6 protein-coding genes are annotated in these 14,554 nt (G+C 64.7%); all 6 read left to right on the forward strand.

Annotated features, from left to right (window positions below):
* Positions 1-569 precede the first annotated feature (569 nt).
* The 6 genes from AMD14_RS15995 to AMD14_RS16020 all read left to right on the forward strand — a co-directional run bounded on the left by AMD14_RS15995 (position 570) and on the right by AMD14_RS16020 (position 14,436).
* Positions 570-3,233, forward strand: coding sequence for a TonB-dependent receptor (locus tag AMD14_RS15995; RefSeq protein WP_011052016.1), 2,664 nt, complete (start codon positions 570-572; stop codon positions 3,231-3,233).
* 207 nt (positions 3,234-3,440) lie between these two features.
* Positions 3,441-5,126 carry an alpha-L-fucosidase gene (locus AMD14_RS16000; RefSeq protein ID WP_011052017.1) on the forward strand — a complete coding sequence of 562 codons (1,686 nt, stop codon included), beginning with the start codon at positions 3,441-3,443 and terminating at the stop codon, positions 5,124-5,126.
* A 3-nt stretch (positions 5,127-5,129) separates the two neighbouring features.
* A complete protein-coding gene (locus AMD14_RS16005) occupies positions 5,130-6,197 on the forward strand; it encodes a glycosyl hydrolase family 18 protein (RefSeq protein ID WP_015472473.1) in 1,068 nt (355 codons plus the stop codon).
* Positions 6,198-6,454: 257 nt separating this feature from the next.
* The gene (locus AMD14_RS16010; RefSeq protein WP_015463474.1) at positions 6,455-8,902 is read left to right on the forward strand and encodes a family 20 glycosylhydrolase; all 2,448 of its coding nucleotides are present in this window, start codon (positions 6,455-6,457) and stop codon (positions 8,900-8,902) included.
* Positions 8,903-8,923: 21 nt separating this feature from the next.
* Positions 8,924-11,614, forward strand: a complete 2,691-nt coding sequence (locus AMD14_RS16015) for a beta-mannosidase (protein ID WP_011052019.1) — start codon at positions 8,924-8,926, stop codon at positions 11,612-11,614.
* A gap of 161 nt (positions 11,615-11,775) precedes the next feature.
* On the forward strand, positions 11,776-14,436 hold the full coding sequence (locus AMD14_RS16020) for a glycoside hydrolase family 3 C-terminal domain-containing protein (RefSeq protein WP_011052020.1): 2,661 nt from the start codon (positions 11,776-11,778) through the stop codon (positions 14,434-14,436).
* Positions 14,437-14,554: the final 118 nt, after the last annotated feature.

Below are 14,554 nucleotides of genomic sequence, written 5' to 3' on the forward strand. Positions count from 1 at the left end.
ACGCCTCATTCGCCAAAAATCTGCAGGCGCGCCGGCGATTCCAGCACAACTCCAGGGCGAACCGGTGGTGTTGCGGTCTTTACGATAGTACGCGCCGATGGTAGCAGTCGCGCTCGCAAAGCGCATTGCGCAAAATGCTGCGGCGCAGCGTTTGCCCTTGCCCGCAAATGCTGCATTGCAGCGCAGTCGCGACCACATCAGAGATCTGTGACGACGTGTTGACAACGCTGTCAGGGCTACGCGAGACTCGATTCAAATCGGGGGTCTGGCAGGAGGGGCCATGGACTGTTCGGTACTGAAGAACGGGCATTCCCTCGCCTGGCATTCCAGATTCGCGAGTCGTGCGTCGCCAGACGTTCCCGCTCGCTGATGTGCGTTTAGCTCCACCGCTTCACCACACGGGGGACACCTCCTTCACCACGCGAATCGCCTGCACTCTGCTTCGAAAGAAGCGTGCCAGCGCAATTATCGCGATCGGTCAGGGCGTGTTGTTTTGCCGGCCACGCCGAGCGCGTTGCGCCCTATCTGCAGGGCAGCGCGCTCACAGCACTAACCAATGAGGTTTAGCCATGCACAGCCGCACCACGACGTTAGCACTCTGTATCACCGCCGCTCTGTACTGCTCCGGCTCTGCAATGGCTGCCGGACAAGAACAACAAGCACCGGCCGGCACGCAGTCGAGCACCACCGAGTTGGATACCATCACCGTCACCGGCTACCGCGCGTCGCTGGAGAAGAGCCAGGCGGTCAAGCGCTCGGCCAATTCCATCGTCGATGCGATCAGCGCCGAAGACATCGGCAAGTTCCCGGACACCAATGCGGCCGAATCGCTGGCGCATCTTCCGGGCATCAGCGTCGACCGTCAGTTCGGCGAAGGCGAAAAGGTCAGCATCAATGGCACCGACCCGGCGTTGAACCGCGTGCTGCTCAATGGCCAGACCATCGCCTCGGGCGACTGGGGCGGCAACCCGACCGACACCAGCGGCCGTACCTTCAACTACACGCTGCTGTCGCCGGAAATCATCGGCCTGATGGAGGTCTACAAGACCCCCGAAGCGCGCATCGACGAAGGCTCGATCGGCGGCACCGTGATCGTGCACACCCGCAAGCCGCTTGATCTGCCCAAGAACACCATCCGCGGCTCGGTCGGCTACAACTACAACGACCGCTCCGAAGAAGGCAATCCGCGCGGCTCGGCGCTGTGGAGTTGGAAGAACGACGACGAAACCTTCGGCGCGTTGATTTCGGCCACGCACGACAAGCAGGATCTGGCACGCGCCGGTATCGAGTTCTTCGGCTACAACACCGGCGCAGGCATCCCGGCGACCGCGAACATCTCCGGCGACGGTGGCAGCGTCGCGACCGCCAAGATTCCGGTCGGCATCAACAGCGCCTTCTTCCAGCAGACCCGCGAGCGCAACGGCCTGCAGGGCGCACTGCAGTGGAAGCCGAACGAGCAGAACGAATTCAATCTGACCGGCATCTACATCAAGGGCAAGTACAACAACTTCAGCGAATCGCGTTACGTTTGCCCAGGCTGCGGCGACCAGGACAAGATCACCAGCGCGACCGTTCAGAACGGCTATATCACCCAGGCCACGGTCACCGACGGCGCCGGCAATGGCAACCAGCCCTATGCCCAGTTGGACACCAACTATCGCGAAAGCACCGTCACCACCAAGAGCCTGAACCTGCGCCACGATTTCTACGGCGAGAATTGGGTGTTCACCACCCAGGTCGGCGACACCAAGGCCACCGGCGGCAAGAATCCCGAGTACCTGATGAAGTTCTTGCTGCAGGACGGCGGCTATGACTTCGCCTACGACGGCAGCCATACCGACGTGAACTACCAGAACGGCGCTGCGTCCAACTGGGGCCTGCCGGGCAGCCCGGCAGGATTGCCGGCAGGTTCGACCGCCACCGGCGCCATGCAGGCCGGTGGCATCTACTACGCCAAGAGCGAGGACCAGGAAAAGTACTTCCAGTGGGATGCCGCGCGCGACCTGAGCTGGGGCCCGTTCAACAAGCTGCAGTTCGGCTACAAGTACATCAACCACGATAACGGCGTCGATGCCCGCGGCAATCGCATCAACACCACCGATGCGGTGTCGCTGACCCAGTTCAGCCCCGGCACGACGCCGAGCGGCCTGTACGACGGCCTGGGCGCCAGCGGCGACCTGACCAACTGGTCCACCGCCAACCTGCGCTCGGTGATCAACTACCTGCGCAGCCAGCCGCAAGGCCCCTACAGCATCGACTACGGCTCCTCGTTCGATGTCAAGGAAATCACCCATAACTTTTATACCCAGCTGAACTTCGAGTCCGGCAAGTGGCGCGGCAACCTTGGCGTGCGCTTGGTCGACACCAAGGACAAGTCGCTGTACTGGCAGAACAGCGGTGGCAACAACTACAGCCGTGTCGCGCAGAACACCGACTACTTCAAGCCGTTGCCGAGCTTCAACATCGCCTATGACATGACCGACGATTCCGTGCTGCGCTTCTCGGCAGCCAAGGTCATCGCGCGTCCGCGCTATGGCGATCTGGCCGGCGCGTTCACCTTCAACAGCACCAACAGCCAGAACCTGACCGCCAGCGGCGGCAACCCCAACCTGAAGCCGTACGAATCGACCAACTACGACCTTGCGGCGGAATGGTATTTCGCTCCGTCGAGCATGCTGTCCGGTGAAGTCTTCTACCGCGATATCGGTTCCTACATCGTGACCGACACCAGCGAGCAACAACTGACCGATCCGGTCAGCGGGGTCACCGGGCTTTACACGGTCAGTTCGCCGATCAACGTGTCCAATGCAAAGGTCAAGGGCGCATCGATCAACTACCAGCAAGCCTTCGGCTACGGTTTTGGCTTGCAGACGAACTACACCTATGCCGAAGCCGATGCCAGTGAAGGCCTGAACCTGCCCTACCTGTCGCGCAATACCTACAACATCATTCCGTACTGGGAACAGGGTCCGTGGACGGTGCGCGTCAACTACAGCTACCGGTCCAAGTACTTCACCCAGATCGGCCGGCTGGATTCGAAGGTCTTCACCGACGAATACAAGCAGCTGGATCTGACCGCTTCCTATCAGATCAACGACTGGATGGGTATCAGCTTCAGCGCGACCAACCTGCTGGATTCGACGTACTACTGGTACAACGAAGTGAAGTACGCACCGATCGGCATGTACAAGAACGGCCGCGGCTACCAGGCCCAGCTGAACTTCAAGTTCTGATGTAGTCCCGGCGCGCCACCGACCCTCCACGGTGGCGCGCTTTTTTTTTGGACCTGTCGCTGTCCGCAGCGGCAGGTCGATGTCGCACCAAGGAGTGGTACTGGCCACGCCCCTTCGCCGCCGAGGGGGCGTGGCCAGGCCCGCTTTCGCCATCCACGCGCGGCCGCAGCATCACCGACGCGTTTCGCTTACAGGAGTGCAGTTCCCATGACGACCGATAGCCGCCAGTTCGCGGCTCCATCCCGCCGCCACGCCGGAGCTGCACCCAGGAGCCGAATGCTCGCGTTCGCTCTCTTGCTCGCGCTGCCCGCGCTGCACGTCAATGCGGCGCAATCGCCGACCGCCCCCACCGCCGCCACGCTCAGCCCCGAAGCGATCGACCAGCAGTGGCTCGATGCCACCGCTGCCTATGCGCCCGAACGCGAGCGCCTGGTGCGCGAAGCCGAAGCCGGCGCGCGCAAGGGTCCGTTCCGTCCCGATTGGGCGGCACTGAAGGCCTATCAATCGCCGGCGTGGTACGACAACGCCAAGTTCGGCATCTTCATCCACTGGGGCGTGTTCTCGGTGCCGGCGTTCGGCAGCGAGTGGTATTCGCGCAACATTTATCTGCAAGGCTCCAAGGAGTTCGCCCATCACGTGGCGACCTACGGGCCGCAGGCGCGTTCCGGCTACAAGGATCTGATTCCCAAGTTCACCGCGCCCAAGTTCGACCCGACTGGCTGGGCCAAGCTGTTCCGGCAATCCGGCGCGCGCTACGTGGTGCCGGTGGCCGAACACCACGACGGTTTTGCGCTGTACGACTCCAAGTTGTCCGACTGGACCGCGATGAAGATGGGGCCCAAGCGCGACCTGCTGGGCGAGTTGTCCAAGGCCATTCGCGCACAGGGGCTGCATTTCGGGCTGTCATCGCACCGCGCCGAACACAACTGGTTCTTCGATGGCGGCCGCACCTTCGATTCGGACGTCAACGATCCGCGTTACGCCGGGCTGTACGGTCCGGCGCAGGTGCGCTTGCCGGGCAAGGACGATGCCGATGTGGCCAACGACTGGACGCCGGTCTCGCAGGCCTGGCTGGACGATTGGCTGGCGCGCACCACCGAGTTGATCGACACCTATCAACCGGACCTGATCTATTTCGATTGGTGGATTGCCCACCCCACCTTCCGCCGCAGCCTGCCGACGATGCTGGCGTACTACTACAACCAGGGCGCGGCGCGGACCGAAGCAGACCGCGGCGTGGTGGTGAACTACAAGCTCGGCGCCTTCCCCGAAGGCGCAGGCACGCTGGATATCGAGCGCGGCCAGCTCACCGGCATCCACCCCACGCATTGGCAGACCGACACCTCGGTGAGCAACGCCTCGTGGGGCTATATCGAAAACGACACCTACAAGTCGCCCACCTTCATCATCCACATGCTGGCCGACGTGGTGGCCAAGAACGGCAACCTGATGCTCAACATCGGGCCGCGCGCCGATGGTTCGATCCCGGACACCGAGCGCGGCATCCTGCTGGCGATCGGCAAGTGGCTCAAGACCAACGGCAGCGCGATCTACGACAGCACGCCGTGGCGCGTGTACGGCGAAGGCCCCACCGGAGTGGTGGGCGGCACCTTCCAGGACATCAAGACCAAGCCGTACACGGCCGAGGATTTCCGCTTCACCACGCGCGATGGCGCGCTGTATGCGATCGAGCTCGGCTGGCCCAGCAATGGCGAGGCGGTGATCCGCTCGCTCAAGGCCGCCGACGGCGTACGCGCCGTGACCTTGCTGGCAAACGGCAAGAAGATCCCGTTCGAACAACGCGCCGACGGCCTGCATCTGCACCTGCCGGTCAAGCCGGTTGGCGAGAGTGCCTACGTCTTCCGCATCGACCTTTCCTCCCCCACTCCCTGACGGATGTTGTCTTTCATGAGTAAGCGATTGACCTGGATGTTGCTCGCGCTGGCACTGACCTGCGCCCCGGCCTTGGCCAAAAACCCCACGGCGTTGTTCTATCTGATGAACACGCAGAAATCGACCAACTCCTTCATCGCCAACGTCGACAAGATCGATGTGGTGGTGCCTACCTGGTATGGCGTGGACCAGAACGGCCTGGTCAACGGCACCCCCAACATGTATCTGTACGACATCGCCAAGCAGCACAAGCTGCGGGTCATGCCGATCCTGTCGATGACCACCGGTCGCGAAGGCTTCCACAAGCTGATGCATGACGAAACCGCCAAGAAGCGCATGATCGAATCGCTGCTCATCCACGGCAAGCAGCACAAGTACTACGGCTTCCAGTTCGATTTCGAAAACATCGCCTGGACCGACCGCGACGCCTACACGCTGATGGTCAAGCAGACCGCAGACGCGCTGCACAAGGCCGGTTTCAAGATGTCGGTCGCCGTGGTGCCGAACGCACCGGGCTATGCCGAAGGCGGCCAGTTCTCCAAGTGGATGTGGGAATACTGGCGCGGTGCGTACGACCTCAAAGCCCTGGGCCAGGCGGTGGATCTGGTCAGCCTGATGACCTACGACCAGCACACGCGCTGGACCACGCCGGGCCCGGTCGATGGCATGGTGTGGATGAAGAAGCACCTGGATTACGCCATCACCCAGGTGCCGAAGGACAAGCTGTCGCTGGGCATCGCCACCTACGGCTATCGCTGGTACACCGGCAACCCGGTGAAGGACGACGGCACCGAGGCGTCGAATATTTCCGCAACGTATATCGATGCAGACGAGTCGTTCCCGCTGGCGCAGGAACAGAACGCCACCGTGCAGTGGGATCCGGTCGAGCAGGAATCATGGTTCTACTTCTATCGCGACGACATGCGCGAGTGGGTGTTCCGCCCTGACGCACGCAGCTTCAAGGCACGTTACGAGCTGACCAGACAATACGGCCTGGAAGGATTCAGCTGCTGGGTGCTGGGCGCCGAAGACCCGAAGGTGTGGGACGAGCTACCGACCGCGCAGCGCTAAGCGCAGCTGACGCAACGACGGCACCGTGATCGGGCGGGCGCGGCTGGTGCAGGGAATCGGACTGCCTGGCTGCATTCCGGTTCCAGCGTCGCCCGCGCCGGTTTTGCAGCGACCGACGCCCCTGACGTGATCGCATGACCACGCAGCGCCCGCGCTGCGCAGCGGGACGAAGCGTGCGCCAGTCACTGCGTCTTCCGACACGGCTTTGCTACTGTGCGTGGCTGCCGTGTACCGCCGCCACATCGGGATCTGATTGCATGATGTCGAACTCCGCACCCACCGCACGCCTGACAGCCGTCTCGCCGTTATCCTCGCGCCTGCTTGCGCTCGCATTCGCGGCAGCGTCGCTGGCCGGTTGCGGTCAACGAGCGCCAGGCACCTCGCCGGCCGTTGCAACCGCGGGCGCACCTGCTGCAGCCGCAAACACTGCGGGTATCGCGTTGCCGCTGATTCCTGCGGCAGTGGAGGTCAAACGCGGTAGCGGCAGCTTCACGGTGGGCGCCGGCACGGTGATCTCGATCGTGCCCGGCGATGCCGATGCACGCCGCAGTGCCGAACATCTGGCCGATCTGCTGCAACGCACACGCGGGCTGCGGTTGGAAGTGCGCGCCGAAACCAGTGCCTCGCCGGGCAGCATCCGCCTGGAGCGCAGCGCGCAGGCGCCGGTAGGGCATAAAGAAGGTTACAGCCTGGAAGCCGATGCCAAGGGCGTGCGCATCGCCGCGCGCGATGGCGCCGGCTTGTTGTATGGCGCAATCAGCGCCTGGCAATTGATGACACCGGATGCGCGCAAGGGCGAGGTCCAGGTCCCGGCGGTGGCGATCCGCGACTGGCCGCGTTTCAGCTGGCGCGGCCAGCACCTGGATGTGGCCCGGCATTTCCATGATGTGGACACGGTCAAGCATGTGCTCGATACGATGGCCCTGCACAAGCTCAACGTGCTGCATTGGCATCTCACCGATGATCAGGGTTGGCGTATCGAGATCAAGCGCTATCCCAAGCTCACCGAGGTGGGCGCATGGCGCACACCGCCCGGCGCCGGCCAGCACGGCACGCCACAGCGGTATGGCGGCTTCTACACCCAGGAACAGATCAGCGAGATCGTCGCCTATGCGGCGCGTCTGCACATCACCGTGCTGCCCGAACTGGACATGCCCGGCCATGCACAGGCAGCCGTTGCTGCCTACCCCGAAGAAGTGGGCGTACCCGGCGCACGCACGCAGGTGGGCGTGGATTGGGGCGTCAACCCGTATCTGTTCAACACCAGCGAACGCAGCCTGACCTTCATCACCAATGTACTGGACGAGGTGCTGACCTTGTTCCCGTCGACCTACATCCACATCGGTGGCGATGAGGCGGTGAAGGATCAGTGGGAAGCCTCGCCGGCGGTGCGCGCGCAGATGCGCAAGCTCGGGGTCAAGGACGCGCACGCGATGCAGGGCTGGTTCAACGAACAACTGGCGGCCTACCTCACCCAGTACGGCCGGCGCATGATCGGTTGGGATGAAATTCTCGAAGGCGGCGTGCCGGCGAGTGCGTCGGTGATGTCGTGGCGCGGCATCGAAGGCGCAGTGACCGCAGCACAGCAAGGCCACGATGTGGTGCTGGCGCCGGGCGACTGGCTGTATCTGGACAACCTGCAGACCACCCGCAGCGACGAACCGAACGGCCGCCTGACGGTGTTGCCGCTGTCGAAGGTCTACGCATTCGACCCGGTGCCGGCCGAGCTCAGCGCCGAACAGGCCGGGCATGTACTGGGCGCACAAGGCGCGTTGTGGTCCGAATACATCCCCTCGCGCTGGCACGTGGATCACGCACTGTTTCCGCGTCTTGCTGCGGTAGCGGAAGTGACCTGGTCACCGCCGGCAGCGCGCAACTGGAACAGCTTCCTGACGCGCATGCCGGCGCAGCTGCAGCGCTACAAGGCGCTGGGCATCGACTACAGCGATGGCGCATTCGCTGCCGATATCGCCCTGGAAGGCGGACCCAATCCGGTGCTCGCCGGTGGGCCGGCCAAGGTAGCGCTGAGCACGCAAGCCGGCGCGGGCACGCTTCACTACACCGTCGACGGCAGCGAGCCAACGCCGGCATCGCCGCGCTACAACGCGCCGTTTACGATTCGATTGCCGACGACGGTCAAGGCGACTGCGTTCGATGCCAACGGAACGCCGCTGGCGGCCACGCGTCGCCGCAGCTTCGATCGCGCGAGTTTGTTGCGGGTGGATACGCAGGGATTGCAGCACTGCGTTGAAACCGGCGCGCTCGGCTTGCGCCTGCCGCTGTTGCCGGAGATGACCGGCGCCGACACGCCGGTGTACAACGTCGACCTGTTCCGTGCCTGCCGCCTGTATCCGCAGGCACGGCTGGACGGTATCGGCGCAATCCGCATCGAAGCCGCACGCTTGCCCAACAACTTCGGACTGGCGCACGAGCAATCCAAGGTCGTGCAATACCCAGCCAAAACCCGCGGCGGTGAGCTGGAAGTGCGTCAGGGCTGCGACGGCGAGTTGATCGCCAGCGTGCAGCTGCCGCGCAGCGACACCCTGGGCGAGCAATTCACCCTGGAAACCGCACTGCCTGCACGCACCGGCGTCCACGATCTGTGCCTGCGCTTCACCGCGCCGATTCGCGGCCCCCTGTACGCCATCGGCGCCGTTCAATTGATTGAAACCACTGCGCAGGCGCCCCCCGCCGCCACGCGCTGAGCCACCCTAGGAGAGTCACGCATGCCCCTGTCCTGTCATCGTGTTGTTCCCACCCCCGCCCGTCTCGGGCTTGCCCTGGCCTTGGCCATCTCGCAGGCCTGGGCAGCGCCGCCCACGGCGGTGACGCTGGATGGCGGCTGGCGGGTGCGGCTGGTGCCGGGTCAGGAGCAGGGCAAGACGTATCCGAAAGCAGCGGCGTGGCTGCCGGCGCAGGTGCCCGGCGCGGTGCAGACCGACCTGATCGCCGCCAAGATCGTGCCCGACCCGTTCTATCGCGACAACGAAGGCAAGATCCAGTGGGCCGGCCTGAGCGATTGGCAATACCAGACCCGCTTCACTGTCGATGCGGCCACGCTCAAGCGCGAACATGTCGAGTTGGTGTTCGACGGCCTGGACACGTTTGCCGAGGTCACCCTCAATGGCAAGCAGCTGCTCAGCGCCGACAACATGTTCCGGCAGTGGCGCGTGGACGCGAAATCCTTGCTCAAGCGCGGCGATAACCTGCTGGAGGTCAAGCTGTATTCGCCGATCAAGAAGATCCAGCCGTGGCTGGCCAAGCAGCCGTATGCGCTGCCGGGTGCCTACGATTCGGCGTTCGGGGACGAGCCGGAGGCACGGCACAGCTCGACCTATGTGCGCAAGGCGCCGTACAACTTCGGTTGGGACTGGGGTCCGCGCATGGTCAACGCCGGCATCTGGAAGGATGTGCGCGTGGAAGCGTGGGATGCCGTGCGGGTGGACGGGCTGCATATCGCCCAGCAACGGGTGGATGCGCACAGTGCGCAAGTGCAGGCGCAATTGGACCTGCAGGCCGGCCGCAGCGGCCCGGTGCAGGTGACGCTGGATGTACTGGGCCCGGATGGGCAAAAAGTCGGCCAGTTCACCCAGGACGCGGTGGTCGATCCCGGCCAGAACCGCGTCGACCTGGCGGTGCGCATCGCCAATCCCAAGCGCTGGTTTCCGGCCGGTTACGGCGCGCAGGACCGCTACACCTTCGTCGCTAGCGTGCGCGATGCCGATGGCGACAGCCAGCAGATCAAGCGCGTCACCGGCCTGCGTTCGGTGGAGCTGCGTCGCGAAAAAGACCGGTTCGGCAAGAGCATGGAGATCGTGATCAACGGCATCCCGATCTTCGCCAAGGGGGCCAACCTGATTCCGCTGGATGCCTTCCCCGCACGTGTCACGCACGAGCGCATGCGCAGCACCTTGCAGGACGCGCGCGATGCCAACATGAACATGCTGCGCATGTGGGGCGGCGGGCATTACCAGGACGACTATTTTTACGACGTCGCCGACGAGCTTGGCATCATGATCTGGCAGGACTTCATGTTCGGCGGCGCGGTACCGCCATACGACGTGGAGTTCCGCGAGAACACCCGGCAGGAGGCGATCGAGCAGGTCAAGCGGCTGCGCGATCACCCCAGTCTCGTGTTGTGGTGCGGCAACAACGAAGTGCAGACCGGTTGGGAAAACTGGGGCGACCGGGTCAAGTTCAAGCAGTCGGTGGACCCGGAAGAACGCACCCGCATCGAACGCGGCATGACCACCTTGTTCGGCACCGTGTTCCGCGAAGTGGTGGCCACCTACGACAGCGATGTGCCGTACTGGGCCACCTCGCCGGGCACCGATTTCGATGGCGCGGCCGACCAGACCAACGATGGCGACATGCATTACTGGAAGGTGTGGGGCGGCCCTGCCCTGCCGGTCACCGAATACCTCAACGTCACCCCGCGCTTCATGTCCGAGTACGGCCTGCAGTCGTTCCCCGATATGCGCACCGTGCGTGCATTTGCCGAGCCCGGCGACATGGACCCGGAATCGCCGGTGATGCGCGTGCATCAGAAGTTCGACAAGGGCAACGGCAACAAGCGGCTGATGCTCTACATCCGCCGCGAATTCGGCGAGCCCAAGGATTTCGAAAGCTTCGTCTACCTGAGCCAGCTGATGCAGGCCGAAGGCATCAACATCGCGGCCTCTCATCTGCGCGCCTCGCGCCCGCAGTCGATGGGTTCGCTGTACTGGCAGCTCAACGATGTGTGGCCGGGTGCGTCGTGGTCCAGCGTGGATTACTACGGCCGCTGGAAGGCGCTGCATTACCATGCACGCCGCTTCTACGCTCCGGAAATGATCGCCGCGTTGCGCAACGACAAGGGCCAGACCGAGGTGTCGCTGGTGTCCGACCGCACCACCCCGCTGACGGCACGCTGGCGCATGCGGGTGATGGGCATGGATGGCAAGGTGCTGAGCAAGCGCGAGGAAAAAGCCAGCGTCAACGCGCTGAGCAGCCAACACGTGGGCAACTTCAGCGACAAGCAATTGCTGGGCAGCGCCGATCCCAAGCGCACCTACGCGGTGTTCGAGCTGCTGGACGGCGACACGTTGCTGTCGCGTGAGGTGGTGTTCTTCGCGCCGGCCAAGCAGCTCGCCTTGCCGGCTGCGAAGATCGACAGCCAGTGGCGTGCCGATGGCGATGGCTACGCACTCACCCTGACCAGCGACACGCTGGCGCGCGAAGTATGGCTATCGTTCGGCGATGTGGATGCCACGCTCTCGGACAACGCCTTCGACCTGCTGCCGGGCGAGCCGTTGACCGTACGCGTGACCAGCAAGGCGGCGCTGGCGCAGTTGCAATCGGCGCTGCAGGTGCGCGACCTGGCCGCCACGCTGGCTGGTGCGCCGCCGGAGCCGCAGGAGGCAGCGGCTGCGAAATGAAGAGCGGCGCGGCCCCTCATCCGCCCTTCGGGCACCTTCTCCCGCTGGCGGGAGAAGGTGCCCGAAGGGCGGATGAGGGCCGCTCCCGCACCACACCGCAACCACTGCAGCACTACCAGAACAATCCCCAGCGGCCTTGTCCGCTGCCCAGGAGTGAATCCATGTCGTCCGTGTTTGTATCGCGCCTTGCCATGGCAGTGGGCCTTGGGCTGACGCTGCCCTGCCTCGCCCTTGCCACCCCCGCCAAACCGGCCGGATCGCCCGAACAGCGCGCCGCCGCGCTGGTCGCGCAGATGAGCCGCGAAGAAAAGGTGGCGCAGGCCATGAACGATGCCCCGGCGATTCCGCGCCTGGGCATCCCCGCCTACGAGTGGTGGAGCGAAGGCCTGCACGGCATCGCGCGCAACGGCTACGCCACGGTGTTTCCGCAGTCGATCGGCCTGGCGGCGAGCTGGAATACCAGCCTGATGCAGCAAGTGGGCACGGTGGTGTCCACCGAAGCGCGCGCCAAGTTCAACCAGGCCGGCGGTCCGGGCAAGGACCATCAGCGCTATGCCGGTCTGACCATCTGGTCGCCCAATATCAACATTTTCCGCGACCCGCGCTGGGGCCGTGGCATGGAAACCTACGGCGAGGATCCGTTTCTCACCGGGCAAATGGCGGTGGGCTTTATCCGCGGCCTGCAGGGCGAGGATCTCAACCACCCACGCACGATCGCCACGCCCAAGCACATCGCAGTGCACAGCGGCCCCGAGCCGGGACGGCATGGCTTCGATGTGGATGTGTCGCCGCACGATGTGGAAGCGACCTATACGCCGGCGTTCCGCGCCGCGCTGGTCGAAGGCCAGGCCGGCTCGGTGATGTGTGCCTACAACGCGTTGCACGGCACCCCGGTCTGCGCGGCGGACTGGCTGCTCAACGGCCGCGTGCGCGGCGACTGGGGCTTCAAGGGCTTTGTGGTGTCCGACTGCGATGCAGTCGACGACATGACCCAGTTCCATTATTTCCGCCCCGACAACGCCGGCTCGTCGGCCGCCGCGCTGAAGGCCGGGCACGATCTCAATTGCGGGCATGCCTATCGCGAACTCGGCACGGCGATCGCGCGCGGCGAAGTGGACGAAGCCTTGCTCGACCAATCGCTGGTGCGCCTGTTTGCCGCGCGCTATCGCCTGGGCGAGCTGGAGGCCCCGCGCAAGGATCCGTACGCACGGCTCGGGGCGAAGGACGTGGACAACGCGGCGCATCGTGCGTTGGCCTTACAGGCGGCTGCCGAGTCGATCGTGCTGCTGAAGAACGATGCCAACACGTTGCCGCTCAGAGCCGGCACGCGGCTGGCGGTGATCGGCCCGAATGCGGACGCACTGGCGGCATTGGAGGCCAATTACCAGGGCACTTCGTCCGCGCCCGTGACGCCGTTGCTGGGCCTGCGTCAGCGCTTCGGTGCGCAGCAGGTGAGCTACGCACAAGGCGCACCGTTGGCCGCCGGCGTGCCGGGCATGATCCCGGAAACGGCATTGCGCAGCGATGGCAAGCCGGGACTGCGTGGCGAGTATTTCGACAATGTCGACATGAGCGGTGCTGCGCGCGTGGTGCGGCAGGACCGCACGGTGAGCTTCAACTGGGATCAGGTCGCCCCGGCCAAGGGGGTACCGGCCGACCGTTATGCAGTACGCTGGAGCGGCGAACTGCTGCCGCCCAGCGCTGGCGATTACACCCTGGCGGTGCGCGTGGCGCGTTGCTTCGATTGCAGCGGGCACGACCCGGTACGCCTGTATATCGACGACAAGCTGGTGGTCGCCGGCAACGCCGAAGACAAGCACGTGCCGGCCGGCATGCACAACGCCGACGGCCGCAGCGTGGAAACCGTGCTGCATTTCGACGACACCCGCCCACGCAAGATCCGCCTGGAAATGGAGCATCGCGGCCAGGATCAGGGCGTGCGCCTGGAATGGCTGGCTCCTGCCGCCGCGCAACTGGCCGAAGCCGCGCAGGCCGTGGCACAGGCAGACGCCGTGGTCGCTTTCGTTGGCCTGTCGCCGGATGTGGAAGGCGAAGAGTTGCGGATCGATGTCCCCGGCTTCGACGGCGGCGATCGCAACGACATCGCCCTGCCCGCCCCGCAGCAGGCGCTGCTGGAACGGGCCAAGGCCTCCGGCAAGCCGCTGGTGGTGGTGCTGATGAGCGGCAGCGCAGTGGCCTTGAACTGGGCCAAGATGCATGCCGATGCGATCGTGGCGGCGTGGTACCCGGGCCAGTCCGGCGGCACCGCGATCGCGCGCATGCTGGCCGGCGACGACAACCCCGGCGGGCGCCTGCCGGTGACGTTCTATCGTTCCACCAAGGACCTGCCGCCCTACGTCAGCTACGACATGAAGGGCCGCACCTACCGCTACTTCAAGGGCGAGCCGCTGTTTCCGTTCGGCTATGGCCTGAGCTACACCCGCTTTGCCTACGACGCGCCGCAGCTGTCCACCACCACGCTGCAAGCCGGCAATCCGTTGCAGGTGACCGCTACCGTGCGCAACACCGGTGCACGTGCCGGCGACGAAGTGGCGCAGGTGTATCTGCAGTATCCGGACCGCCCGCAGTCGCCGTTGCGCAGCCTGGTCGGTTTTCAGCGCGTGCATCTTGCAGCGGGCGAGCAACGCACGCTGACCTTCCATCTGGATGCACGCGCCTTGAGCGACGTGGATCGCAGCGGGCAGCGCGCAGTGGAGGCCGGCGACTATACGTTGTTCGTCGGCGGCGGGCAGCCCGGCACCGGCGCCGCTGGCAATGCTGCGTCGTTTTCGATCCAGGGACGCTCGCCGTTGCCCAAGTAATGCCTGTGATCACATGACGCGCAACAGGCGCCGGCTGTTTCAGCCGGCGCCTGTTGCGTTGACGCACGGCAATGCTGCGCCGCACCGGAAATCATCGCCATCGGCGTACCGCGACGCT

Origin of the sequence: Xanthomonas citri pv. citri, assembly GCF_000961215.1 — a bacterium.
In the GTDB taxonomy this organism is placed as follows: domain Bacteria; phylum Pseudomonadota; class Gammaproteobacteria; order Xanthomonadales; family Xanthomonadaceae; genus Xanthomonas; species Xanthomonas cissicola.

Bases quoted from the DNA above. Each gene is read 5' to 3' on its own strand.
- AMD14_RS15995 (WP_011052016.1), top strand. From the start codon at position 570: ATGCACAGCCGCACCACGACGTTAGCACTCTGTATCACCGCCGCTCTG.
- AMD14_RS16010 (WP_015463474.1), top strand. From the start codon at position 6,455: ATGATGTCGAACTCCGCACCCACCGCACGCCTGACAGCCGTCTCGCCG.
- AMD14_RS16020 (WP_011052020.1), top strand. From the start codon at position 11,776: ATGTCGTCCGTGTTTGTATCGCGCCTTGCCATGGCAGTGGGCCTTGGG.
- AMD14_RS16015 (WP_011052019.1), top strand. From the start codon at position 8,924: ATGCCCCTGTCCTGTCATCGTGTTGTTCCCACCCCCGCCCGTCTCGGG.
- AMD14_RS16000 (WP_011052017.1), top strand. From the start codon at position 3,441: ATGACGACCGATAGCCGCCAGTTCGCGGCTCCATCCCGCCGCCACGCC.
- AMD14_RS16005 (WP_015472473.1), top strand. From the start codon at position 5,130: ATGTTGTCTTTCATGAGTAAGCGATTGACCTGGATGTTGCTCGCGCTG.